A 25,432-nucleotide genomic window follows, 5' to 3' on the forward strand; every position below is an offset into this window, starting at 1 on the left:
AAAATCGCGAATGAAAATAGGAATTGTATGCTATCCAACCTATGGAGGGAGTGGAATTGTGGCAACAGAACTGGGAATGGATTTAGCGGAAAAAGGTCATGAAGTACATTTTTTTAGCACAAATGTTCCTGCGAGATTAAACATCAAATTACCAAATATATACTTTCATCGAATTCATGTCGAAACGTATCCATTGTTTCAATATCAGCCATACGATTTGGCGTTGAGTACAATTTTGTATGATAAAGTTTTGCATTACGAATTAGATTTGGTTCATGTACATTATGCGATCCCGCATGCGTATGCGGCGTATTTTACGAAACAAATGTTGGCTCGAAAGGGGTATAAATTACCAATTGTAACAACGTTGCACGGAACAGATATTACGTTGGTAGGGAAACATCCTGTGTATAAAACGGCTGTTGAGTTTTCGATCAATGAATCGGATGCTGTAACGTCAGTTTCCGAAAGTTTGAAACAAGATACTTTACAAGCATTTGACATTACAAATGAAATAGAAGTAGTGCCAAATTTTATTGATAATGATCAATATTTGCCAGAGAAATGTGTGTGTTGTCGTGATAATTTTGCGCAACCAAAAGAGAAGGTAATTTTGCACACTTCAAACTTGAGAAAGGTAAAACGTATTGAAGATGTAATTGGAACGTTTAATTTGATCCAGAAACAAATTCCATCGAAATTGATTATTGCTGGAGAAGGTCCTGAATGGGATATGGCGGATCAAATGATTCAAGAATTTGGAATTCAAGATAAAGTGAAAAGTCTTGGAATGGTAAGTGACTTGAATGATGTTTTGAAAGCGGCAGATTTATTCCTTTTACCGTCTGAACAAGAAAGTTTTGGATTGGCAGCACTTGAAGCTATGGCGGCAAGTGTTCCGGTTATTTCGTCCAATGCAGGCGGAATTCCAGAAGTAAATATTAACGGAGTCACTGGTTTTGTTTGCCCAGTAGGAGATATCGAAATGATGGCAGAAAAAGCGATTTATATTTTAGAGGACGAAAAGCGTTTGGCAGAGTTTAGTTATCAAGCAAAAGAACAAGCGATACGATTTGATAAAACGAATATTCTTCCGCAATATGAAGAATTGTACCGCAAAGTAATTGCAAAATCTAAAATCGGGTAAATCCCGATTTTTTTTATTCATCCTCATTCAAAACCTTTATTGAAAAACTGACAATATATTTTATTGGCATAACGTTTGACTTATTTATACTCGCTTTTCTAAATGCTTTAGACAAGATTCAAATCTTAATAATGTTGTTATTATGAAAGGCTTTCGTCAGTTAAAAATAGTTTTACTGACACTTTGAACGTATAAAAAAATTATGAACATAGACAATTTGTCATTAGCACAAGTAATGGAAGAAGAAATCGAATTAATTCCTTTGATGAGTAAAGACGAAGAAAGTAAGCTAAATAAGCAAGATATTTCTTCGGTATTGCCTATTTTATCGTTAAGAAACACTGTCTTATTTCCGGGTGTGGTTGCGCCAATTACCGCGGGTAGAGATAAATCTATACAACTTTTAACACAAGCTTACAAAGAAGATCGCATTATTGGAGTGCTTTCGCAGAAAGAAATTGCTGTGGAAGATCCTACACAAGACGATTTGTATACAGTTGGTACAGTTGCGAAAATCATGCGAATGATAAAATTGCCAGATGGAAACATTACGGTGATTTTACAAGGGATGAAACGCTTCAAAGTTAAAGAATTTGTATCAAATGATCCTTATTTCAAGGCTGAAGTAGAAATTTTGACAGAAAAAGTTCCGACATCACGCAACAAAGAATATCCAATTATTATTGAATCAATTCGTGATTTAGCTTTTCAGATTGTAGAAGAAAATCCAATGTTGCCTTCGGAAGCTGCAGGAGCTATAAAAAGTATCGAAAGTAATACATTTCTAATCAACTTTGTAGCGTCTAATTTGACGTTAAGTTTAGATGAAAAACAGTTGTTATTAGAAATTTCTGATATGAAACTTCGCGCAATGGAAGTGATGCGTTTTATGAATGTTGAGCTTCAGAAATTGGAATTAAAGAATACGATTCAGAATAAAGTTCGCAAAGAATTAGATCAACAACAAAAAGAATATTTCTTAAATCAACAAATCAAATCGATTCAAGAAGAATTAGGAGGGAATTCGACAGAAGAAGAAATTAATGAAATGCGCAAACGTGCTTTAACGAAAAGTTGGAGCGAAGATGTAGCAAATCATTTTGATAAAGAAATCAACCGTCTTTCTCGTCTAAATCCGCAAATGCCAGAACATAATATTCAGCGTAATTACCTTGAATTTATGTTGGATTTACCTTGGAATACCTTGACAAAAGATAACTTTGATATCAAGAATGCAAAGAAAATTTTAGATCATGATCATTATGGTTTAGAAGATGTGAAAGAACGCATTTTGGAGCATCTTGCTGTGTTGAAATTGAAAGGAGATATGCGTTCGCCAATTCTTTGTTTGTATGGACCTCCGGGTGTTGGTAAAACATCGTTGGGGAAATCTATTTCAGAAGCGATTGGGCGCAAATATGTACGTATGTCGTTGGGTGGTTTACACGATGAATCTGAGATTCGTGGTCATCGTAAAACCTATATTGGAGCGATGCCAGGAAGAATTTTACAATCAATCAAAAAATCTGAATCTTCGAATCCAGTTTTTGTTTTAGATGAGATTGATAAAATGTCGGCTAGTGCGCATGGAGATCCTTCATCAGCAATGTTAGAGGTTTTAGATCCTGAGCAAAATTCAACTTTTTATGATAATTTCTTAGAAATTGGTTACGATTTGTCTAAAGTATTTTTCATTGCGACAGCCAATAATATTGGAGATATTCCAAGTCCGTTGCGCGATCGTATGGAGATGATTAATATTGCAGGTTATACAATCGAGGAAAAATCTGAAATCGTAAAACGTCACCTTTTACCAAAACAATTAACAGAACATGGCTTAAAAGAGAAAGATGTTGTGTTAGGTAAAAAAGAAATCGAATATTTGATTACGGGTTATACACGCGAATCTGGTGTTCGTAAATTGAATCAGAAAGTTGCGAAATTAGTTCGTTCGGCTGCAAAACATATTGCGTTGGAAGAAGAATTTAATGCTAAATATTCAATCGAAGATATTTCGAAAATCTTAGGCCCTTCTATTACGCCAGACCAATATGAGAACAACGAAGTTTCGGGTGTTGTGGTTGGTTTAGCTTGGACAAGTGTTGGAGGAGATATTTTGTTTATCGAATCTATTTTATCTAAAGCGAAAAATGGTGGACTTTCGATTACAGGAAATTTAGGAACTGTGATGAAAGAATCTGCGACAATTGCGTTAGAGTATATCAAAGCGCATGCGGATGAATTGGGAATTAAACCAGAAGTTTTCGAGAATTATAAAGTTCATATTCACGTTCCGGAAGGAGCAACGCCAAAAGATGGACCATCTGCCGGAATTACAATGTTGACGTCTTTGGTTTCGTCTTTTACACAACGAAAAGTAAAAGCAAAATTGGCGATGACAGGAGAAATTACACTTCGTGGAAAAGTGTTGCCAGTTGGTGGAATTAAAGAGAAAATTTTGGCGGCAAAACGTGCAAATATCAAAGAAATTATTTTGTGCGAAGACAACCGAAAAGATATTGAAGAAATTAAAGCAGAATATGTGAAAGGAATGACTTTTCATTTTGTAAAAGAAATGAAAGAAGTTTTGGAAATCGCTTTAACAAATCAAAAAGTAAAAGGAGCAAAGGTTTTGGATTAATCTGAAAATCTTCTCAAAACAAAAAAAAGGAACTCAATTAGAGTTCCTTTTTTAGTTTGTATATGTAACCTTCGTTATTTTCAAAATTGAAAGAATGAGAAAATTGTAAACCAATTTTTTCTAAAACTTTTATTGATGCGAGATTTTCTTTCATCACTCGACCAATAATCTCAGTTAAATTAAGTTGAAGAAAACCGTATTCTAAACAAGCTTTAGCACTTTCTGTAGCGAAGCCTTTGTTCCAATATTCCTCAAAAAACCTGAAACCTATATCAATTTCGTTTGTGTCTTTATGAAATTTTAAGCCACACCAGCCAATAAAATTATTTGATTGTTTTTCGATAACTGCCCATCTTCCAAATCCATTTTGAAAATAGTCAGAATAGTTTTCCAGAAAATCTTTCGCTTCTTTAATATTCGTAAAAGAACTATCTCCTGTATATTTTATTACGTTTGGATTTAAGTTTAAATAATAGAAACTTTCAGCATCATTAATGGTTAATTCTCTTAAAATTAATCGTTCAGTTTCTAAAATTACTTTCATAGGATTTTACTTTATCTTATAAGCAATTCCCCAAAAAACTGGCATATTGAAAGGACCACTGTATTTTCCGTAACCAGGAATAACCAAAGGATTAATTCCTTGATCTTTTTTACCTCCAATATAAGCTGCAGGATGCAAGGCTAACTCACCATAAAAATTCTTGAAAATCTCTACACGTCCACCAACCACAGCTTCTATCCAATAACTGCTTACATTCGCTTTTGGCAAACTTCCTGTTCCTGTAATCTCATTCGATTGTAAATCTCTAATCGGATAACTATTGATGGTTTGCGAATATTTAGAATACGCAATTCGTCCACCAATGTAAATTCCGTTCGATTGATTTTCCACATCTTGCGTTATAAACCAGTTTGCTCCAAGTTTTGCAAAAAAGCCATCAACATCAACATTCCAATTGATTTCATTGAAATTATTTTTCTCGAAGCCAGCTTCTATAACAGCATGCCACTTATTATTGATTTGATAAGAAGCATAAGCGCTAACTCCTTTTTTATCGTTGAAAGCAGAAACAATTGGATTGAAAACGTCTACACCGATAAAAATATCGTGGTATTTTTTTTTGAGAATAGAATCTGTAACCGAAACTTTTGTTGAATCAGTTTTATTTTCTTGACCAAATGCAAAATTAATTGCGCTCGTCAGCAAAAAGCTTAATAATAGTTGTCGAACCATCTTTAATTTCAGTATTTACAGTTTCTATTTTCTTTATCCAATTTCCAGCTCCATTTCCAGTTTTTGTTACCAATTTTACATCAACTCCTTTAAAAGTTAATCCAAAACCACAAGCTTTAGAAGTATAGCCATTTCCAAGCGTATCGTATTTTAAAATCAATCGATCACGTTTTGCAGGAATTGTTCTGATGACTTTACCCGTTATAGAATCTTTTACATCTATATCTGGACCTTGCGCTATAGTATAGTAAATCTCTTTTTTACTATTTTGACGCAAAGTAATTCCGAAACTTGTTTTCCCTAAAGCAGAATTTTTTTCGATTAAGACAGTATCTTTACTCGTTCCTGTAGCTTCTCTAATTCCTTTCGTAATCGAATCATTATAAACATACGCCCAATAATAAATAGAATCTTCCAAAGGAACATTAGTTCCATCATAATACATATCAGCAACCATGCGTGGAACATCACCTTCGTCGGTACAAATATCATCATCTTCACAACTATAAAATGCTAAAGAAATTATAGAAGCAAAAATTGAGTAGGCTAGAAAACGTTGAATATTTTTCATTTTTTTTTTGATTGAATTTTAAATTCGCTCTAAAAGTACAATATTTTCTACATGATGTGTTTGTGGAAACATATCAACTGGTTGAACTTTAACAATTTTATATTGATCTTTCATCAATTCTAAATCGCGCGCTTGTGTAGCAGAGTTACACGAAACATAAACAACACGTTTAGGATTCATAAACAAAATATTTTCAACCACTTTTTTATGCATTCCATCACGTGGAGGATCAGTAATAATTACATCTGGAATTCCGTGTTCGTTAATGAAATCTTGATTTAATACATCTTTCATATCACCACAATAGAAATCACAATTATCAATTCCATTAAATTTTGCTGCCGCTTTTGCTGCATCAATTGCTTCTTGAACAGATTCTACACCAACTACTTTTTTCGCTTTTTTCGAAACGAATTGCGCAATTGTTCCAGTTCCAGTATATAAATCGTATACTAATTCATCTCCAGTTAAACCTGCAAAATCACGTGTTAATTTATATAATTCGTAAGCTTGTTCTGGATTTGTTTGATAGAAAGATTTTGGACCAATTTTGAAGTTCAAATCTTCCATCTTTTCCATAATATGATCATCTCCAGCAAAAACTTCGATATCTAAATCATAAACAGAATCGTTTTGTTTTGGATTGATTGCATACAATAAAGATGTGATTTCAGGGAATTTATCTTTCAAGTTTTGTAAGAAAGCTTCACGATTTTCTTTCTCTTCTCGGAAGAATTGAACCAAAACCATTACTTGTCCATTCTGAGAAGTACGAATCATTAATGTTCTTAATAAACCTTCTTGATTTTTTAAATCGAAGAAATCTAAATGATGTTCTAATGCAAAACGTTTTGCTTCAACACGAATCGCATTCGAAGGATCACGTTGCAAGTGACATTTTGTAACATCCAAAACTTTAGACCAAGCACCAGGAATATGGAATCCAACTACGTCACGGTCGTCAAATTCTTTCCCAGACTGAATTTCTTCTAACGTTAACCAACGTGCATTAGAAAAAGTAAACTCTAATTTATTACGGTAAAAATATTGTTCTTTAGAACCTAAAATTGGAACAATTTCAGCATCTAAATCTTTGAAACCTCCGATACGAACCAAATTGTTAACCACTTCGTCATGCTTAAATTTTAATTGCGCATCATAGCTCATATCTTGCCATTTACAACCACCGCAAACACCAAAATGCTCACATTCTGGCTGAACGCGATAAGGAGATTTTGTGTGAATTTCGATTGCTTGTCCTTCTAAATAGCTGCTTTTTTTCTTCAAAACGTGTACATCTACAACGTCTCCTGGAATTGCGCCTTTTATCAGAACCGTTTTTCCTTCCTCTGTTTTACCAACCGATACACCTTTTGCACCAGCACGTAAAACTTCTATATTATTTAATATGATTTTTTGTTTCGCTTTTCTTGACATTTTGCAAAGGTAAGCAAGTCCCCGAAATATTCAATTTTTTATCTTTTTTTGGAATCAATCTTTGTATTTTAAATAAAATTTTTACTTTTACAACATAAAATCTATCGGTTTTATAGATTATTATTATATTGAATAAACTTATTTAGGATAATTTTCTTTAAATTGTTTGAAAAATAGGTTTGTTATTTAAACTATTCTATTAATTATATTTATTTAGAAAAATAATATAATTTTGAAATCAGAAATGTAACATGAAAAATGAAAAAAATAGTATTTAATATGTCAATGTATATGTGTCGCTCTTTACAAGAGGTGGAATATGTTGTGATGTATTAATTACGAAAATAATAGTTCATGAACTCCTCTAAAATTTTGAGGAGTTTTTTATTGTCAAAAAATAAGTTAGAAAGTTAGAAAGAATGTCAAGTCAAGAAAAAAATTATTTAAATCAATTAGAAGACGAAGCAATCTACATTCTGAGAGAAACAGCTGCTCAATTTGAGCGTCCAGCATTGTTATTTTCAGGAGGAAAAGATTCGATTGTTTTGATTCATTTAGCTTTGAAAGCCTTTCGTCCAGGAAAATTTCCTTTTCCTTTAGTACACGTAGATACAGGACACAATTTTCCTGAAGCGATAAAATTTAGAGATTATTTGGTTGATAAAATCGGTGAAAAATTGATTGTAGCCTCTGTAGAAAATGCTATAAAAAAATATAATCTGAAAGAAACTTCTGGCCGTTTTCCTTCTCGTAATGCCTTACAAACGTATGCGTTATTAGATGTGATTGAAGAAAATGAATTTGATGCATGTATTGGAGGAGCTCGTCGCGATGAAGAAAAAGCACGTGCAAAAGAGCGTATTTTCTCAGTTCGTGATGATTTTGGCCAATGGGACCCGAAACTTCAACGTCCTGAATTGTGGAATATTTTGAACGGAAGAATTGAAAAAGGACATAATGTTCGTGTTTTTCCGATTAGCAATTGGACAGAATTAGATGTTTGGAATTATATCAAACAAAATAACATCGAATTGCCAAATTTATACTTTGCTCACGAGCGTGAATGTATTGTTTACAATGATAAATTAATAGCGACTTCAGATTTTATTCAGCCAAATGCAGACGATGAAGTTGTGGTAGAAAAAGTACGATACAGAACGGTTGGTGATATGACGTGTACAGCGGCTGTACCTTCAGATTCTTCTACGATTGAAGATATTATTATTGATATTATCAATACAAGAATTAGCGAAAGAGGACAAACTCGTTTGGATGATCAATTGTCAGAATCGGCGATGGAAGAACGTAAAAAACAAGGTTATTTCTAAGTCAAAATTTTTTTAAACAAAACTCTATAATATCTATAGGAATTAAGTAAAATGAATGCATTAAAATTTATAACAGCAGGAAACGTAGACGATGGTAAAAGTACTTTAATAGGGCGTTTACTTTACGATTCGAATAGTATTCACACCGATCAATTGGGTGTTTTAGAAAAACGTAAATCAAATGAAGACGACGAAATTGATTTGTCTTTGATTACAGATGGTTTACGTGCCGAGCGCGAACAAGGAATTACAATAGACGTAGCGTACAAATATTTTTCGACTGCAAAACGAAAATTTATTATTGCAGATGCGCCTGGACATGAGCAATACACGCGAAATATGATTACAGGAGCTTCAAATTCAGAGTTGATTATTATTTTGGTTGATGCACGTAAAGGAATCACTTCTCAAACAAAACGTCATGCAAGTATTGGATCGTTAATGGGAATTAAAAAAGCAATTATCGCCATTAATAAAATTGATTTGGTTGATTATTCACAAGATATTTTCGAAAAGATAAAAAATAATTTTCAACAAATTCAAGATCAATTGAATTATGATGAAGTAACTTTTATTCCAGTTTCTGCTTTGGTTGGCGATAATATTGTCGAAAAATCTGCAAAAACGCCTTGGTACAATGGAGAAACATTATTGCATCAATTGGAAACAATTTCGATTGAAACAGATAAAAATTTAGCAGCTCGTTTTCAGGTTCAATGGGTAATTCGTCCAAAAGATGAAGAGCATCACGATTATAGAGGTTATGCGGGGCAAATTTTGAGTGGAGCCTACAAAGTTGGGGATTCTATTAAAGTTTATCCATCAAATATCGAATCAAAAATTGTTAAAATAGAACGTCATTTGGAAGAAGTACAACATGCTGAAGCAGGAGAAAATGTTGTGATTCATCTCGAAAATAATATAGATATCAGTAGAGGAGACACAATTGTAAAAACTTCCGAAGAACCGCAAACTACAAATGTGCTAAAAGCGTGGATTTGTTGGTTAGACAATAATGCATTACAACAAGGAAAAACGTATGTGTTGCAACATCGTTTTCATTCGGTTCGTGCAAAAATCAAAACAATCGATCAACAATGGGATATTAATAATTGGGAATTTATTCCATCTGAAGAAATCAAGTTAAATGATATTGGACAAGTTGTTTTAAAAACAAATCAACCTTTATTTTTTGATTCTTTCAAAGAAAATATTCATACAGGAAATGCCATTTTGATTGACGAAACAACGAAAAATACAGTCGCTGCTTTGATGTTTATTGATTAAAACATCAATTAAATCTTATCAATCAACTTATTTATTACAAACATGCAAACAACAATAGGAAAAGTAATTTTGGCTGGCGCTGGTCATGGAGATCCAGAATTGGTGACGCTCAAAACATTAAATTATATCAAAAAAAGCAGATGTTATTTTGACAGATCGCTTGGTTTCTCCAGTGTTAATAGACGAATATGCGTCAAAAGATGCGTTGGTTATTTATGTCGGAAAACAATGTTCGAAAGGCATTCATACGCCTCAAAAAGATATTAACGATATGATGATTGAGTTTGTAATGCAAGGAAAATTAGTGGTTCGATTGAAAGGAGGTGATGCTTCACTTTTCTCTAATATTTTGGACGAATTAGAAACCTTGAAAAAAAATCATGTTCCGTACGAAATAATTCCAGGTATTTCGGCTGCTTTTGGTGCTGCAGCTTACACGAGAATTCCATTGACAGCGCGAAATCATTAGAAAGGAGTTCGCATGTTGACGTTGTGCGATTTGAAATCTATTGAACACAAACAATGGAAAGATTGGGCAAAAACGTCTGATACATTGGTTTTTTATATGAGTGTACAGCGTTTGCAAACTTTAGCTGATCAGTTGATTTTGAATGGAATTGATACCGAAAAAGGTTTAGCAGTTATTCAACAAGCGACAACTCCAGATCAGAAAACGCAAGTTTTTTATTTTTGAAAATATTGTAGAAAAACATTTACCAACCTTTGATTTTGTACCAACTTTAATTATCGTTGGTCATGTTGTTAATTTGCATCAATCATTCGCTTGGTTAGATGAACAACCAACTTCCAACTCATATTTTGATAACCATAAAACAACAATTTCTTATGCTAGCTAACGAAAAATTGAACTTAGTAAAAAGTTTAGTCAAAGAATTATCACGTGACGAAATTATTTGGACAAATGGTTATTTGGCTGGATTAGTTGCAAATCAAACACAAGAAGTACCTCAAGAACAAAAAGTTTTAACCTCAATCAAACCTACAATAATCTATGGAACTGAAACAGGAAATGCGAAGAAATTAGCTAATCAATTGCTTGGAATTTTTAAGATGAATAAAATTCAAGCCAAAGCGATTGAAGCGTTTCAATATCCACTCGAAAAAATTGAAAAGGAAGAATTCTTAATTCAAATTTTTAGTACGCAAGGAGATGGAGATTTACCTCAAAATGCGCAAAAATTCTATGATAATTTGAGTAACTCTGATCTAAAATTAAATCAAACTAAGTTTGCTGTTTTTGGTTTGGGCGATACTTCTTATCCGTTTTTCTGTAAATCAGGAGAAGAAATTGATGAATTATTTGGAAAACTAGGCGCACAACGCGTTTTCGATTTGGTAAAAGTAGATTTAGATTATCAAGAAATTGCCGAAAATTGGTTTGCGGATATTTTAAAAACTATTCAATCAGAAGGAAATTCAACGGTTGTACAATCTCAAAAATTGCAAAATTCTTCAACGCAGAAAAAATCGTACGAAGGAATTATAAAAGATGAAATCGTTTTGAATGATAGAGATTCAAACAATGAAACGTATCATATCGAAATAGCAGTTGATGAGCAAGTAGATTACGAACCAGGTGATGCTTTGGGTGTTTATCCAAAAAATAATCAAACCGAAATTTTAACGATTGCAAAATTTTTCAATGAAGAAAATCGCGCAAAAGAACTTGAAGAAAAAAATATTAGAGCACTTTCTAAAAAATCAATCGATCAATTTGCAACAATTTTAAATGTAGAAATTCTTGAAACTAAGATTGATTTAATTGATTTATTATCAAAATATTATTCGTCAGAATCTACAATGAAATTTGATGATATTTTAAATCTTTTGCATCCAATTGCACCACGTTTATATTCGATTTCATCATCGAATGAAGCATATGATAATGAAATTCATTTAACGGTTAGTCTGAATACTTTTTCAGTTTCTGATCAACAAAAAACTGGATTATGTTCTCAGTTTTTAGCAGATTTTGAGCATGATAAATCCATAGAATTTTACATTCATAAAAATAAAAATTTCAAACTTCCAGATGAAAATCAATCGGTAATTATGATTGGTCCGGGAACAGGAATTGCACCTTTTCGTAGTTTTTTGACACATCGTGATGCAATTGGCGCAGAAGGTAAAAACTGGTTGTTTTTTGGTGAACAACATTTTGTTTCGGATTTCTATTATCAAACTGAAATTCAGGAATGGCTTTCAACAGGAGTTTTAAGCAAATTAGATACAGCTTTTTTGAGAGATCAAAAACATAAAATTTATGTGCAAGATCGAGTGAAAGAACGAGGAAAAGAACTTTAAAATAGGTTAAACGAAAGTGCGTATTTGTATGTCTGCGGTCAAAAAGACGGAATGAGTACAGATGTAGAAAGTGCTTTGATCGAATTAATAGCAAAAGAATCAAATCAAGATGAGGTTTCAGCGAAAAATTTTCTGGAACAATTGGAAGAAGAAGGTCGCTACCAAAAAGATGTTTACTAATCAACCAATAACTAATAAAATGAGTATAGAAAAACAATCTCCTATAGAAGGAATTAAAATAAAAAGTGACGGACTTCGCGGTACGTTAAAAGAAAGTATAGAGCTAGATAATCACACTGGAAATGTACGTGCAGATGACGAAGCTTTGGTGAAATTTCACGGAATGTATGTGCAAGATGATCGCGATAGACGAGAAGAACGCGCAGAAAAAAAGTTAGACAAATTGTATTCGTTTATGATTCGTTTGCGTATTCCGGGTGGAATTATTGACGCTGATAAATGGTTGGCAATTCACGAAACTTCTGAACAATATGGAACAGGCGTTTTAAAAATTACAACGCGTCAAACCATTCAATTGCACGGAATTTTGAAACATCAATTGCGTCCAACTTTACAATCGTTTGACCAAGCAACGTTAGATTCTATCGCAGCTTGTGGCGATGTAAACCGAAATGTAATTGCGAGTTCTCATCCGTTGCTTTCGCCAATTCATGCTCAAATTCATGCATATGCAGATAAATTATCAAAACATTTGTTGCCTAAAACACAAGCTTATTATGAGATTTTTGTGGATAATGAAAAGATTTACGAACGCGAAACAGAGAAAGATGATTTGTATGAAGACCGCTATTTACCTCGAAAATTTAAAATTGCAATTGCTATTCCGCCAACTAATGATGTAGATGTTTTTGCAAATGATTTGGGACTGATTGCGATTATCGAAAATAATGAATTGAAAGGTTTCAATATCGCTGTTGGTGGAGGTTTGTCAACAACTCACGGAAATCCAAATACATATTCGCGTTTATCAACCGAAATTGGTTTTGTTGATTCTGAAGAAAAAGTGTTGAAAGTTGCTTATGAAGTATTGACAATTCAGCGTGATTTTGGGAATCGTGGCGATCGAAAATTAGCGAGACTAAAGTATACAGTTGATAAATTAACGGTTGATGGTTTCAAGTCTGAATTAGAAAAACGTGTTAGTTTTAAATTAGAGCCTTCTCAGCCTTATCAATTTACGGAGCGTTCTGATATTTATGATTGGCGACAAGTGAATAACAGAATGTGGTATTACACTTTATTTGTGGAGAATGGAGTTGTACAGTCTAATCAGAAAGCATTTTTACATGAATTGGCTTTATTAAATATCAATAATTTTATTTTTATAGCGAATCAAAATTTATTGTTAGGTGAGATTTCAATTGAAAATAAAGCTATAGTTGAACAGCTTTTAGAAAAGTATTCTATTCACAAAGATATTAGTGAACTTAGAAAAAATTCGATGGCATGCGTGGCTTTACAAACTTGTCCATTGGCTTTAGCAGAAGCGCAACGTTATTTGCCAGAATTGGTGAATAAAATAGAGCCTTTGCTAGAAAAACATCAACTTCAAAATGATGATATTTCTATTTGTATGACGGGCTGTCCAAATGGTTGCGGTCGTTCGTATGTTTCGGAAATTGGTTTTGTAGGGACTTCTGCTGGACATTATAATTTGAGGTTGGGTGGAGATCGATATGGTGTTCGTTTGAATAAAATTTATAAAGAAAAAGTCAATGAGACTGAGATTTTGAATGAGCTAGATCAAGTTTTCGAAAGTTATACAAATGAAAAAATAGACAATGAAACATTCGGAGATTTTACCTATCGAAAATATTTTTCGGTTAATTAGTTAAATCCCTTTAAGAACAATGAAAAATAATTTATTCCCGATATTTTTAAAAACAGAACATTTGCGCTTCCTGATTGTTGGCGGAGGAAATGTAGGATTAGAAAAGGTTACGACGCTAATCAAACAAAATCCTTCGATCAATTTGAAAGTTGTAGCAAAGGATTTTAAACAAGAATTGAAAGATATTTTTGCTCAACATTCAACAATTAAACACGAAACTCATGCGTTCGAATCGAGTGATTTGGAGGATGTAGATTTAGTGATTGTTGCAACCGATAACAAAGAAACTTCGCAAGAAGTGAAGCAAAAAGCAAATGAAAAAGGAATTTTGGTTAATGCAGCTGATCAGCCAGATTTGTGCGATTTTTATTTAGGTTCGATTGTGAATAAAGGTCATCTTAAAATTGCGATTTCTACAAATGGACAATCTCCTATAATGGCAAAACGTTTGAGAGAGTATTTTTCTGATGTTATTCCAGATTCAATTGATGAAAACATTGAAAGTTTAAATAAAATCAGAAACAATCACAAAGGAGATTTTAATCAAAAACTAACTGATTTGAATCATTTAACGTCTTCATTCGAAGGGAAAAAATCGACAAAAAAATACAAACGTTTAGTAACCGAAATTACCTTGGTATTCTTCGCATTATTCTTAGGATATGCTTTGTCATCAATCGTCAGTTTTTCGGAAGCGAAAGATTTTGTGATTCACATTCCAAATGTTTTTTACATTATGTTGGCTGTTGGCTTTTTCGCTCAAATGGTAGACGGAGCAGTTGGCTTGGGATATGGTGTAACGTGTTCCACAAGCATGATGTTGTTTGGTGTCAATCTGCCCTCGATAAGTGGTAGTATTCATACTGCCGAAATGTTTTCGAGCGGAATTAGTGGTTTTTCGCATTATAGATTTGGAAATGTAAACAAAAAATTATTATTGGCATTGGCTATTCCAGGTGTTATTGGAGCAGTTTCGGGATCATTATTATTGGTTTATTTGGGAAACAAATATGAAACAATTACTTACGGAATTTTAGCTTCGTATACGTTGATCATCGGAATTCGATTAATTATTTTAGCATTCAGAAAAAAAATCGAACGCAAAAAAGTAAAACGGGTTGGATTTTTAGGATTTGCTGGAGGTTTTTTAGATGCTTTTGGTGGTGGAGGTTGGGGACCTGTCGTGACATCAACTTTATTAGCAAAAGGAAAAAAATCAAACTTAGTAGTAGGAACAGTTAGTTTAGCCGAGTTTTTTGTGACACTTTCTGCATCGTTGACTTTTTTTGCAGCTTTGGGCGTAAGTCATGGTTTTATCATTGCAGGTTTAATAATTGGAGGAGCTTTAGCAGCGCCAATTGCTACGAAATTAGCAGGCAAAATACCTCAGAAAGTTGCTATTTTGGCTGTAGCTTTTTTAGTGATCACATTTAGTATTCGAATTCTTTTTAAAATTTTCTAAATTTTATATATCATTTCTAACAATCAAAACACTCTTCATCTCGCATGTTGAGTGTTTTTTATTGTTCATTATTTAAGACATATTTAGTTAAAATATATTTTGTGACAGGTTTCAATGTTTTACCATTTTCGGAATGTAAACCATAATTGGTAAAAAATTCTACTTCACCATTTTACTTTGTATACCAAACTTTATCAAGTGCATTTTTAAAATTTAAAGTATCAGGTTTTGTGATTTTCTTCAATTGAAAAACAGCTTCGTTATATGGAACAGCATTCATTTGTGGCGAAGTTTTTTCGCATTCTATTTCTTCATAATGATTTTCTTTCCAAACCATACAAGACGAATTTTGATTCATTGAATTAAGAAATAATCCTCCGCTAGCCAAAATCATAGCAATACCACTTCCAGCAATTACTTTATTTCGTTGAAGTTTTATTTTCTGAAAGAAATTATTCTTTTTTGATGGAAGATTAATTATTGATTCTTCTTCAGAAATATTATTATCTATTATTGGTTCTACGGATGCGATTTCTTCTACATTAACTTCTTTTTCTTCATTTTTTTGTCTGCTGATTTTTTTGATTAAAATCTCCAAAACTTTCATAACCGATATAATGAGCAAGAATGTTTAATAAATCAGGACTTATTTCCTTCTTTAAATTATTTTCTTTCACGAAATCATCAAAATATCTTGAAAAAAGATTTGCTTGTTATAGGATAATTATAATCATCTGAAATTACTTTTTCTAAATGCACAGACATTCCATTTTTACTTCAACTCCCAAATTCATTTTTTGCTTTCTCAAAAACTTTTTCGAATAGATATTTTTTCGTAGACATTTCATTTTTAATTCTTTTACAAAGTAGACAAATTTTGGACAAAATAAATTACGGTTTACCGTAAAACAAGCTGTCCAATAATTGTCCAAAACTTGTCTATTGTTTGTTTAACAGCGACTTTGTGTTCTGTATTTACTTTGCAATAGAAATCAAAACAAAAACAAAAAACTTGATTTCTGAAAACGTAGTCTCGAAAATAGTTGAGGTGATTTGAAGGGAAGCATTTTTCCTGAATTGTTCTCAAGACTACAAAAAACTTCCTACTAAAGAAGCGCTTCTTTTTTCTCGTGTACACTACTCGCAATCTGTTTTGTGAGGAAGAGCACCTATATCAAAAAATTAAAAATTTAAGCTATGTTAGAATTATTATTCGCTTTATTGGGATTCTTTTTACCAAATCAAAATGCAAACACAATTTCACAAGATCAACATCCAGTTGTACAAACTTCATCAGATAGTATAGACGGTGATACAAATGGAGAAAAAGGGGATGTTCCTGTGAAAAAATAAATCATCAACGGATAGAGTAATCTATCCGTTTTTTGTTTAGCTTTAGGTTGTAAATATGGAGATTTGAGAAAAATTTTATTTTTTTATTTTATACTTTTTATTATTTCATGTCAACAGTCTAAAAACAAAGAGATTGAGCAGGATAATTTAGATAATAAAGCTTATGATAAAGCATGGAAGTTTTATGAAAAACAAGAGAATGATAGTGCTTATGTTTATTTTAATAAAGCATATTCAGAATTTATAAAACTGAATAACAAACATCAAGCATCAAAATGTTTGATAAATATGGCTTTTATTTCTAAAGATCAAGGAGATTGGTTTGGAAGCCAAGAATTAATTATTTCTTCGGTAAAATTATTAAACCCTAAAATAAGTGAAGAAAAAGAAACACTTTCTAGTGCATATAATATTTTAGGGCAAACTTCTCATGATTTAGGAAATTTTAATGATGCTATAGATTATTATCAAAAAGCAATTGATTTTTCTAAAGAAAAAGATGTTTATATTATCAATCAAAATAACATTGCAAATAGTTATCGTTACGATAAGCAGTATGATGAAGCGATAAAGATTTACCAAGAATTACTAAAAGATAAGAATACAATTGAAAATCCAAAAGAATATGCGCGAATTACTGATAATTTAGCATATACCAAATGGTTAAAAGACAATAAGTCCAATGTTATAAATGAATTAAATAAAGCGTTAAATATTAGATTAAAGGAAAATGATTTGTGGGGACAAAATGCAAGTTATGCGCATTTAACAGATTATTTTTCAAATTTAGATTATAAAAAAGCCTTGGACTATGCTTATAAAAGAAAACAAATTGCTTTCGAAAATAAGAGTGCGGGCGATAAATTAGAAGTTTATCAACAACTTATTTTATTAGACAATCCTACAAATGCAAAACAATATTTTGAAGCTTATCAAAAGCTAAACGATAGTATTCAGTTAGAACGTAACAGAGCGAAAAATCAATTTGCGTTGGTGCGTTATGATTCGGAGAAAAATCGTGCAGATTTTTTGAATGCTGAAGCAGAGAATGAAAAGAAGAAAAATGATATTTTAAAACTTTACATTCTAATCGGTTTATTGATCGTTTTGTTTGTTTTTGGATATTTTTTGTACAGAAAAAGAAAGCAAAAATTAGAGCAAGAGAAAGTTTTGTTGCAACAAGAAAAGGTTTTGGAAGTCAAAAAAACAGAACTGAAATATTCTAAAAAAGTACACGATAAAGTGGCGAACGGAATTTATCATGTGATGTCTGATATTGAGAATAAATCAGAATTTAATCGTGATCAAATTTTAGATAAATTGGAGGTGGTTTATGAAATTTCGCGCGATATTTCCTATGATAGGATTGATGAAAATCAACAAGAAAATTTTGCAGAAAAATTAGCACAATTGATAAGTTCTTATGATTCGGAACAAGTCAAAATATATTTGATTGGAAATGAAAAAGAACTTTGGAGAAACGTAAAAGATTATGCTAAAACAGAGGTTTTCTTAGTGATGCAAGAATTGTTGACGAACATGAAAAAACATAGCGAAGCTTCACGAGTTATACTAAATTTTAAAGAAGAAAACCAACAAATTATTATCAATTATTCAGATAATGGAATTGGGATTTCGGACTTAAAACCTAAAAATGGTTTGCAAAATACGGTTTCACGTATTTCTAATCTAAACGGAGATGTTATTTTTGAAACTGAAAATGTGAATGGTCTAAAAATTAAGATCATATTTCCAATTCAATAACCTAAATAAAAAGTATGTTTAAAAAAGTATTAATTGCAGAAGATTTTGAGAGTTTTAATATTTCGATTCAGAAAGTTTTAAAAGATTTACATGTAGAAAATCCTGATTATGCTTTTTATTGTGATGATGCATTCTTGAAAGTGAAAAAAGCATTGCACGACAATCAACCTTATGATTTATTGATTTCTGATTTGTCTTTTGAAGAAGATCATCGCGAGCAAAACTTGAAAAGTGGACGAGATTTAATTGAAGCTGTAAAAGCAATTCAGCCAAATTTGAAAGTGATTGTTTTTTCGGTAGAAAAGAAAGCGGATATGGTGGATAATCTTTTCAAGGAATACCATATAGATGGGTTTGTGGCGAAAGGAAGAGAAGATTCGAAAGAGTTGAAAAAAGCGATACAAACTGTTTTTGCGGGCGGAATGCATTTGGAATTGGACATGAAACGTAGTATCAAACAAAAAAATACGTATGAAATAACTTCGTATGATGTTACGTTAGTTTCTTTGCTTTCGAATGGAATTTTACTAAAAGATATTTCAAATCACTTAAAACAAAATAATATCAAACCTGCAAGTCTAAGTAGTGTAGAAAAGAGATTGGGCTCATTAAAAGAGTCGCTACAAATTACAAGTAATCATCAATTGGTTGCGTTTTTCAAAGATTTGGGAAGTATTTAACCCAAATCTTTACACCATTTATCTACAAAAATCTGTTGCAATTGCTCAATTTCTTTTTCGTAAATCGTATTTTTTCGTGAACCAAAATAGAGTGTATTTTCCAACGGTTTTTCACCTTGCCAAACCAATTTTATTTTACCAGAATTTAGTGCTTCTTGACATAAAAAGTCGGGAACAATAGAAAAGCCATTTCCATCGCTCAAACAACGAATAATAGAACTGATATTTGGGACAATATAATTTGGTTTGAAATCTGGATGTTCTTTAAAATTTTCTTTCCAAAAATGTTGCTCCGCAGCAGCTAATTTTTGAATCGGTTCTAAAATAAAATTATACAAAATTTTTCCTTTTTCAGTCGGAACCATTTTTCGCGCCGATCAATCAAATAATTTGTAGCCCGTATAGGCTTCTAACGAATTGAGATGTAAGCTAAAACCAGGTTGTGAAATAAATAATTGTTGCGCAGCAGCAGATAAAGTCCCAGTTTCATAAATTGCTTTAAATGTTCTGAACCATTCAAGATTTGATTGCTTAACTTCTAAATTTTAATTTTCATCATAAGGTAAATCGTCAGGATCTACATCAATATAATCGGGGTTTGGTAAGGTCGAAAGTCGATACGCTTTTATTGTTTTCAAATCCAATAAATTTGCTTTTACAACACGATGCATTCCGTCCATCAATTTTCCATAAGGACAAACAATAATTTGCTGTGATTTAGAAAATTATAATTAAAACAAAACCCTCCATTTTTAGGAGGGTTTTAAATTTTATTCTGCAAGAAGTTTTTTTATATCTTCTTTTAAAAATTCTATTTCAGGATGATATTTTCCAGCTAGAGAAGGTTCTTTTCCTTCAGGATCTTTGTAATTCAGTCCCGAATAAAACAGTATTGGAACACCCATTTTATCATATCGACTTCTGATATTTCCTTGTTTATCAACCAATGCAAGTTTTCCGCTGTGATTTAGACCTTCGGCAGTTGTTTCGTCTTTTCCAACATAAATATTGAATTTATCCGAAAGTTGCTCAATTTCTTCTCGATCCGAAGTCAAATAATGCCAATTCGGTGATTTTACACCAATTTGTTTTGCATATTCTAACAATCGTGCAGGTGTATCTCGTTTTGGATCAATTGTAATCGAAATAAAACCAAGGTTTGCATCATTTATTTCATCTTCTATTGTGCGTAAATTGTTACTCATTACTGGGCAAATCGTTGGACAACTTGTAAAGAAAAATTCTACAACGTACACTTTTCCTAACATATCACGATTTGTAATCGTTTGATTATTTTGATTTGTCATCGAAAATTCCGGAACTTTCATTACCGTGTAAAGTTCATCTTTAGGCTTATTTTTTAGCCAAAAAACAGTTCCTATAACGCCTAAAATAATAACAATAACGGCTATTAATTGTTTATTCATGGATATGTTTTTCAGGATTTTTTAGAAACTCTTCTTTGCACATTGTCGAACAAAAACCATACGTTTTTCCTTGGTAATTAGCTGTGTCACTCAAATGATCTGCAGTTTTCATTCCGCAAATTGGATCAACTTCGTTCACAACCGCAACATCCAATTTAGTTACAGCTTTCATTTCTTCGTGAGAAACATGCTTTACTTCAAAATTCTCTTGTTTTGTTTGCTCTTTATTACAAGAAAATAATGCAAACCCTAAGACTATTAAAGAGAATGTGTTTTTTAAATTTTTCATTTTAGATTGTTTATTTGTTTTTAATTAATTGTTATCTGATTCTATAGTTTAGATCTATAAAAGAAAAATTAAACAATTGGAGGATGAAAAACTAAACGAATAATATAGTTAGAATTAATATCTTGATAATGATCAGTTGATAATTTATTTTTTTGCGTAAAATACTTTTTTGGAGAAATAATTTGTTTTTGAGGAACAATCGCATCTAAAATTTTGACCGAATTTTTGACAAAATGATTTTCTGGCTGATTCTTTTCACTTTTCGAAATTTCTTCTTTCAAATAGCAAAAACCATTACAAAGTAATTCAGGTTTTTCTCGATTTTCACAAAGTTCATTTGCGATTTCTTCATAATTTAAAACATAATCTATCATCGGCATTAAAGGACGAAATGCGATAGAAAATATGAGTGATATGAAAAATAGTATGCGCAAAAAACTAATTTATTGACAAATTTAACCAAATTGATTGAGGTTGAATATGATAAAATTTATGATTTTAAAAGAAAGATTTATCATAATCTTCACTTTTATGTTCTGTAAAATTTTTACCTTAAAAAAGATTTTACAATCTATAAATATTTATGAAAAAAAGTAAGATTTTAGATTTTACAACAACCGAAGAACTAATGCATTTTTTGGTCGAAAATCAAGAAGAAAATCCTCTCTATAAAAATGTGATAAAGAAGTTTGAATATGAAAATGAGTTACTAAAACTGCAATCAGAGTTAGTAAATCTTCAAAATTGGATTTCGACAGAAAAGAAAAAAGTTGCAATCATTTTCGAAGGACGAGATGCTTCAGGAAAAGGAGGTACAATTCGCCGTTTTCGCGAGCATCTTAATCCGCGTTCTATGCGTGTTGTTGCATTGAATAAACCTACAGAAGTCGAACAAAATCAGTGGTATTTTAATCGTTATATCAAAGAGTTACCAAATGCTGGTGAAATTGTTTTTTTTGACAGAAGTTGGTACAACAGAGCAGTTGTAGAGCCAGTTATGGGATTTTGTACCGAGCAACAATATGAGCAATTTATGGTGCAAGTTTCAGAATTTGAACATATGTTGTACGAATCAGGGACATATATTGTCAAATTGTGGTTTTCTGTGACTAAAGAGGAGCAGCAAACACGTTTTGATTCGAGGTTAAATAATCCGCTTAAAAAGTGGAAATATAGTCCAGTCGATGCAAAAGGACAAGAGCTTTGGGATGAATTTTCGCATTATATCAATCAAATGTTTACGCGCACGCACAACTCTTTTTCGCCTTGGATTATTGTCAACGCAAATGATAAAAATACGGCAAGATTAGAATCTATTCGTTATGTGCTTTCTTTGTTTAATTATAAAGGAAAAGAGGATGCCGAAGTAAATTTAATGGTAGATCCAAATGTGATTGAACGTTATTATCGAATGGTAAAAGAATTGAATCATTAATTTTAAATTGTAAGAAAATGGAGCTAAAACCGAAAGATTTAAAATTAATCGAAACCAAAAAAGGTCTTGTTGGACTTTTACAATCTGATCATGGAAAGTTGAATTTTGCGAAAGCCTTGCGTACTGTAAAATATGAAAATAGGATAGAGCAATTACAAGAAGAATTGATAAAATTACAAACTTGGGTAGCCGAAAATAAACGAAAAGTTGTGATTGTTTTTGAAGGTCGAGATGCAGCTGGGAAAGGAGGTGCAATTCGTCGAATTGTAGAACATCTAAATCCTCGTGAACATAGAATTATAGCACTGCCAAAGCCTAATGAAGTAGAACGAGGACAATGGTATTTTCAACGTTATGTTCGTCAGTTACCACGTGCAGGAGAAATTGTTTTTTTTGATAGAAGTTGGTACAATAGAGCTGTTGTAGAGCCTGTAAATGGGTTTTGTACACAAGAGGAATATGAAACTTTTATGAACGAGGTAAATGATGTCGAGAAAATGTGGATTAATTCGGGAATATATTTGATTAAAATTTATTTTTCGATTACAAAAGAACAACAAGCAAAACGTTTTGCAGATATTGTAAATTCACCAACCAAACGATGGAAGTATAGCTCTGTAGATCAAAAAGCGCAAGATTTGTTTGATGTTTATTCAGCTTATAAAGATGTAATGTTTACGAAAACAAATACAGATTTTGCTCCTTGGAAAATCATTGATGCCAACAAAAAGTACAAGGCTAGAGTAGAGGCGATGGAATATATTTTGTCTAAAATACCTTATGATGATAAAAATAAACGTATTTTGAAACATCAAAACTTAGAAGAAGAAAATTAATTATCAAACCTAAAACTATGGCTGAATTTGATTTAAATGATTTAGAAAAAATAAATAATAAGCAAGAAATCATTGATTTTTTGGTTAGACATGATATTATAAAAGAAAAGAAGTTCAAAGAACAACTCGCTTATGAGAAAGAATTAAAAGAACTTCAAGAAAAATTGTTAGAAATACAATCTAAAGTTATTCAAGAGAATAAACGTGTGTTAATTATTTTTGAAGGTCGTGATGCAGCTGGAAAAGGAGGAACAATTTCGAGAATAACAGAATTTCTAAACCCTAAAAAATATCGTGTTGAAGCATTACCAAAGCCGACTGAAATAGAACAAGGACAATGGTATTTTCAGCGATATTTTAAAGAATTACCAAATGCAGGTGAAATTGTATTCTTTGATCGTTCTTGGTATAATCGTGCTGTTGTAGAGCCTGTTTTCGGATTTTGTACGGAAGAACAACATACAAAGTTTATGAAACAAGTAGTAGAAGTAGAAAAGCTTTTGCAAGATGATGGAATTATTTTGGTTAAAATTTTCCTGTCGATTTCGAAAGAAGAACAAGCAGAACGATTACAAGATCGGAAAGATGACGAATTGAAACAATGGAAATTAGGGGCATTGGATCAAAAGGCACAAGAGTTATGGGATGTTTATACCAATTACATTGACAAAATGTTTCAGCAAACAGGAACAGAAAGTTCATCTTGGCTAGAAATTGTGACAGATGATAAAAAAACTGCTCGACTTTTAGCGATGAAATCAGTCGTAGCACAATTAACAAATCAATCTTTTGAAAATGATTTAATAAAAATTCATTCATAAAAGAAAGAGAATCATTTGTATAATCAAGATTTTTGATTAATTTTGCATCCACATTGTTCAACCTCTGACGAAAGACGTTTAAGTTGCTCAATTCAAATAAATTGAAATTATAATAATGGAAAATTTAGTAAAATACGTACAAGAGAAATACGTAGCTAAAAAAGAGTTCCCAGCTTTCGCAGCAGGTGATACTATTACAGTTTATCAAGAAATTACAGAGGGTGGAAAAACTCGTGTTCAGTTCTTTAAAGGGGTTGTTATCCAAAGAAGAGGACAAGGAACTACAGAAACTTTCACAATCCGTAAAATGTCTGGAGATGTTGGTGTAGAGCGTATCTTCCCAGTTAACATGCCAGCGTTACAAAAAATTGAAGTAAACAAAAAAGGTAAAGTTCGTAGAGCTCGTATCTTCTACTTCAGAGCATTACGTGGTAAAAAAGCTCGTATCAAAGACGCTGCTTACTAAAAACTGCTTTTTTAGGAAAAATATAAAATCCGTTCGATTATCGAACGGATTTTTTTTGGCTGATTTTGAAAGTTTAATATAAAATATTAAATTTTACCATTTCTTAACATTCTATTAAGAGTTGAAAAAATAGTTTAATATTTTATTGAAACAAGTAATCCCTAAAATTATTCTATATATTCTTTTATTACTTGGTTTATTTTTGTATTTGAATTGTAGAGTAATTCTTAAGTGTTTTTTTTAATACTTTTATTGTTAACAATTTTAACACAAGAGATGAGAAAAAAACAATTTAGAATTTTTAGTCTTCTTTTTGTTCTTGGATCGTTTGCTTATGCTCAAACTACAGGTCATGTAAAAGATTCTGATGGTTTTCCAGAAGCAGATGTAGAGGTAAAAATAAAAGGGACTGATAAGGCAGCTTACACAGATGAAAATGGAGATTTTAATATTGATGCCAAAATCGGTGATATTTTAATTATTAAAGGCAAGGAAATTACCGTTACTTCTGAGAATTTAGGAGATTTATCCACTCAATTAAATCCTAAAAGTGAGAATATAGATTTAGGAACTGCAGTTGTAACTGGATATTCTACACAACGTAAGGAAGAGGTAACCGCTGCAGTTTCTGTTGTAAATGCAAAAGACTTAATGGATGCTAAATCTCCGAACATTACCAATTTATTACAAGGTAAAGTTGCAGGTCTTAGAATTACAAGTAGCTCTGGACAACCAGGTTCAACGGCTTCATTACGTTTAAGAGGAAAAACAAGTATTTCTGCAGGAACAGATGCTTTATGGGTAGTTGATGGAGTGATTTATCATGGAACACCAAATATTAATCCAAATGATGTTGAAACAATTTCTGTATTAAAAGATGCTGCTGCAACTGCGCAATATGGTTCTCGTGGAGCGAATGGAGTAGTAGTTGTAACAACTAAAAGAGCCAGAGGAAATGGATTGGTTGTAAATGCAGATTATTCTACAAGTTATAATCGTTTCAATCCAGGGAAATTCGAAGTAATGAACGGAAATGAATTATATAATTTGTTTCTGTCGTACTTCATGACTTCG

General features: G+C 31.9%; 25 protein-coding genes and 2 pseudogenes. 17 read left to right on the forward strand and 10 right to left on the reverse strand.

Going from position 1 to position 25,432, the window contains the following annotated elements:
• Nucleotides 1-10: 10 nt before the first annotated feature.
• Together bshA and lon are read left to right on the forward strand one after the other, a co-directional pair.
• Entirely contained in the window at nucleotides 11-1,147 is a 1,137-nt protein-coding gene (bshA, locus tag B3I31_RS01545) for an N-acetyl-alpha-D-glucosaminyl L-malate synthase BshA (protein WP_125348800.1), read from the forward strand.
• A 202-nt stretch (nucleotides 1,148-1,349) separates the two neighbouring features.
• A complete protein-coding gene (gene lon, locus B3I31_RS01550; protein WP_291059805.1) occupies nucleotides 1,350-3,788 on the forward strand; it encodes an endopeptidase La in 2,439 nt (812 codons plus the stop codon).
• A gap of 37 nt (nucleotides 3,789-3,825) precedes the next feature.
• Here lon and B3I31_RS01555 read toward each other — a convergent pair whose 3' ends face one another.
• From B3I31_RS01555 to rlmD, 4 genes are read right to left on the reverse strand one after another with little or no spacing between them, the layout of a single operon-like run.
• The gene (locus B3I31_RS01555) at nucleotides 3,826-4,332 is read right to left on the reverse strand and encodes a GNAT family N-acetyltransferase (protein ID WP_291059806.1); all 507 of its coding nucleotides are present in this window, start codon (nucleotides 4,330-4,332) and stop codon (nucleotides 3,826-3,828) included.
• A 6-nt stretch (nucleotides 4,333-4,338) separates the two neighbouring features.
• Entirely contained in the window at nucleotides 4,339-5,025 is a 687-nt protein-coding gene (locus tag B3I31_RS01560; protein WP_291059808.1) for a DUF6048 family protein, read from the reverse strand.
• Nucleotides 4,979-5,596, reverse strand: coding sequence for a DUF6452 family protein (locus B3I31_RS01565; protein WP_221856671.1), 618 nt, complete (start codon nucleotides 5,594-5,596; stop codon nucleotides 4,979-4,981). The genes B3I31_RS01560 and B3I31_RS01565 overlap by 47 nt, the downstream gene beginning before the upstream one ends.
• 18 nt (nucleotides 5,597-5,614) lie before the next feature.
• On the reverse strand, nucleotides 5,615-7,033 hold the full coding sequence (gene rlmD / locus B3I31_RS01570; RefSeq protein WP_221856669.1) for a 23S rRNA (uracil(1939)-C(5))-methyltransferase RlmD: 1,419 nt from the start codon (nucleotides 7,031-7,033) through the stop codon (nucleotides 5,615-5,617).
• Between the two features lie 419 nt (nucleotides 7,034-7,452).
• On the opposite strand from rlmD, the gene cysD reads away from it, so the two are divergent.
• The 7 genes and pseudogenes from cysD (at nucleotide 7,453) to B3I31_RS01605 (ending at nucleotide 15,287) form a co-directional block, all read left to right on the forward strand.
• The gene (cysD, locus tag B3I31_RS01575) at nucleotides 7,453-8,361 is read left to right on the forward strand and encodes a sulfate adenylyltransferase subunit CysD (protein WP_219035044.1); all 909 of its coding nucleotides are present in this window, start codon (nucleotides 7,453-7,455) and stop codon (nucleotides 8,359-8,361) included.
• Between the two features lie 51 nt (nucleotides 8,362-8,412).
• Entirely contained in the window at nucleotides 8,413-9,648 is a 1,236-nt protein-coding gene (locus B3I31_RS01580; RefSeq protein WP_219035045.1) for a sulfate adenylyltransferase subunit 1, read from the forward strand.
• A 172-nt stretch (nucleotides 9,649-9,820) separates the two neighbouring features.
• Nucleotides 9,821-10,342, forward strand: a pseudogene (locus B3I31_RS01585) (uroporphyrinogen-III C-methyltransferase).
• Nucleotides 10,343-10,494: 152 nt separating this feature from the next.
• Complete coding sequence (locus tag B3I31_RS01590) at nucleotides 10,495-11,973, forward strand: diflavin oxidoreductase (RefSeq protein ID WP_291046685.1); 1,479 nt, start codon at nucleotides 10,495-10,497, stop codon at nucleotides 11,971-11,973.
• 51 nt (nucleotides 11,974-12,024) lie between these two features.
• Nucleotides 12,025-12,153: a hypothetical protein gene (locus B3I31_RS01595; protein WP_291046682.1), complete on the forward strand. Its 129-nt coding sequence runs from the start codon at nucleotides 12,025-12,027 to the stop codon at nucleotides 12,151-12,153.
• A gap of 19 nt (nucleotides 12,154-12,172) precedes the next feature.
• The gene (locus tag B3I31_RS01600; protein ID WP_286496281.1) at nucleotides 12,173-13,825 is read left to right on the forward strand and encodes an NADPH-dependent assimilatory sulfite reductase hemoprotein subunit; all 1,653 of its coding nucleotides are present in this window, start codon (nucleotides 12,173-12,175) and stop codon (nucleotides 13,823-13,825) included.
• A gap of 19 nt (nucleotides 13,826-13,844) precedes the next feature.
• The gene (locus B3I31_RS01605) at nucleotides 13,845-15,287 is read left to right on the forward strand and encodes a TSUP family transporter (RefSeq protein ID WP_291072482.1); all 1,443 of its coding nucleotides are present in this window, start codon (nucleotides 13,845-13,847) and stop codon (nucleotides 15,285-15,287) included.
• Nucleotides 15,288-15,459: 172 nt separating this feature from the next.
• On the opposite strand, the gene B3I31_RS01610 is transcribed toward B3I31_RS01605, so the two are convergent.
• Complete coding sequence (locus tag B3I31_RS01610) at nucleotides 15,460-15,894, reverse strand: hypothetical protein (RefSeq protein ID WP_291072346.1); 435 nt, start codon at nucleotides 15,892-15,894, stop codon at nucleotides 15,460-15,462.
• A gap of 590 nt (nucleotides 15,895-16,484) precedes the next feature.
• On the opposite strand from B3I31_RS01610, the gene B3I31_RS01615 reads away from it, so the two are divergent.
• The 3 genes from B3I31_RS01615 (at nucleotide 16,485) to B3I31_RS01625 (ending at nucleotide 19,084) form a co-directional block, all read left to right on the forward strand.
• Nucleotides 16,485-16,640: a hypothetical protein gene (locus B3I31_RS01615; protein ID WP_291046670.1), complete on the forward strand. Its 156-nt coding sequence runs from the start codon at nucleotides 16,485-16,487 to the stop codon at nucleotides 16,638-16,640.
• A 63-nt stretch (nucleotides 16,641-16,703) separates the two neighbouring features.
• Nucleotides 16,704-18,404: a tetratricopeptide repeat-containing sensor histidine kinase gene (locus B3I31_RS01620; protein ID WP_291050833.1), complete on the forward strand. Its 1,701-nt coding sequence runs from the start codon at nucleotides 16,704-16,706 to the stop codon at nucleotides 18,402-18,404.
• Between the two features lie 14 nt (nucleotides 18,405-18,418).
• Nucleotides 18,419-19,084, forward strand: coding sequence for a response regulator (locus B3I31_RS01625; protein ID WP_221856653.1), 666 nt, complete (start codon nucleotides 18,419-18,421; stop codon nucleotides 19,082-19,084).
• Here the strand turns inward: B3I31_RS01625 and B3I31_RS01630 are convergent.
• The 5 genes and pseudogenes from B3I31_RS01630 to B3I31_RS01650 form a co-directional block, all read right to left on the reverse strand.
• A pseudogene (locus B3I31_RS01630) lies at nucleotides 19,081-19,614 on the reverse strand (LysR family transcriptional regulator); the annotation flags it as partial. The gene B3I31_RS01625 and the pseudogene B3I31_RS01630 overlap by 4 nt on opposite strands.
• A 15-nt stretch (nucleotides 19,615-19,629) precedes the next feature.
• Nucleotides 19,630-19,764, reverse strand: a complete 135-nt coding sequence (locus B3I31_RS01635; protein ID WP_257468223.1) for a hypothetical protein — start codon at nucleotides 19,762-19,764, stop codon at nucleotides 19,630-19,632.
• A gap of 90 nt (nucleotides 19,765-19,854) precedes the next feature.
• Nucleotides 19,855-20,511, reverse strand: coding sequence for an SCO family protein (locus B3I31_RS01640; protein ID WP_219035054.1), 657 nt, complete (start codon nucleotides 20,509-20,511; stop codon nucleotides 19,855-19,857).
• A complete protein-coding gene (locus B3I31_RS01645; RefSeq protein ID WP_219035055.1) occupies nucleotides 20,504-20,800 on the reverse strand; it encodes a YHS domain-containing protein in 297 nt (98 codons plus the stop codon). The genes B3I31_RS01640 and B3I31_RS01645 overlap by 8 nt, the downstream gene beginning before the upstream one ends.
• Nucleotides 20,801-20,868: 68 nt before the next feature.
• Nucleotides 20,869-21,174 carry a hypothetical protein gene (locus B3I31_RS01650; RefSeq protein ID WP_125348816.1) on the reverse strand — a complete coding sequence of 102 codons (306 nt, stop codon included), beginning with the start codon at nucleotides 21,172-21,174 and terminating at the stop codon, nucleotides 20,869-20,871.
• A gap of 254 nt (nucleotides 21,175-21,428) precedes the next feature.
• Between B3I31_RS01650 and ppk2 (B3I31_RS01655) the strand changes: the two genes are divergently transcribed.
• The 5 genes from ppk2 (B3I31_RS01655) to B3I31_RS01675 all read left to right on the forward strand — a co-directional run.
• Nucleotides 21,429-22,235, forward strand: coding sequence for a polyphosphate kinase 2 (gene ppk2 / locus B3I31_RS01655; protein ID WP_312150877.1), 807 nt, complete (start codon nucleotides 21,429-21,431; stop codon nucleotides 22,233-22,235).
• A 17-nt stretch (nucleotides 22,236-22,252) separates the two neighbouring features.
• Complete coding sequence (gene ppk2, locus B3I31_RS01660; protein WP_125348818.1) at nucleotides 22,253-23,071, forward strand: polyphosphate kinase 2; 819 nt, start codon at nucleotides 22,253-22,255, stop codon at nucleotides 23,069-23,071.
• A 17-nt stretch (nucleotides 23,072-23,088) separates the two neighbouring features.
• Nucleotides 23,089-23,892, forward strand: coding sequence for a polyphosphate kinase 2 (gene ppk2, locus B3I31_RS01665; protein ID WP_291046653.1), 804 nt, complete (start codon nucleotides 23,089-23,091; stop codon nucleotides 23,890-23,892).
• 115 nt (nucleotides 23,893-24,007) lie between these two features.
• Nucleotides 24,008-24,358, forward strand: a complete 351-nt coding sequence (gene rplS / locus B3I31_RS01670) for a 50S ribosomal protein L19 (protein ID WP_019975296.1) — start codon at nucleotides 24,008-24,010, stop codon at nucleotides 24,356-24,358.
• 276 nt (nucleotides 24,359-24,634) lie between these two features.
• The coding region (locus tag B3I31_RS01675) for a TonB-dependent receptor plug domain-containing protein (protein WP_219035057.1) at nucleotides 24,635-25,432 on the forward strand (798 nt) is incomplete at its 3' end.

The sequence above is a fragment of the Empedobacter sp. UBA3475 genome, assembly GCF_002378465.1.
GTDB classification, from domain to species: Bacteria; Bacteroidota; Bacteroidia; order Flavobacteriales; family Weeksellaceae; genus Empedobacter; species Empedobacter falsenii_B.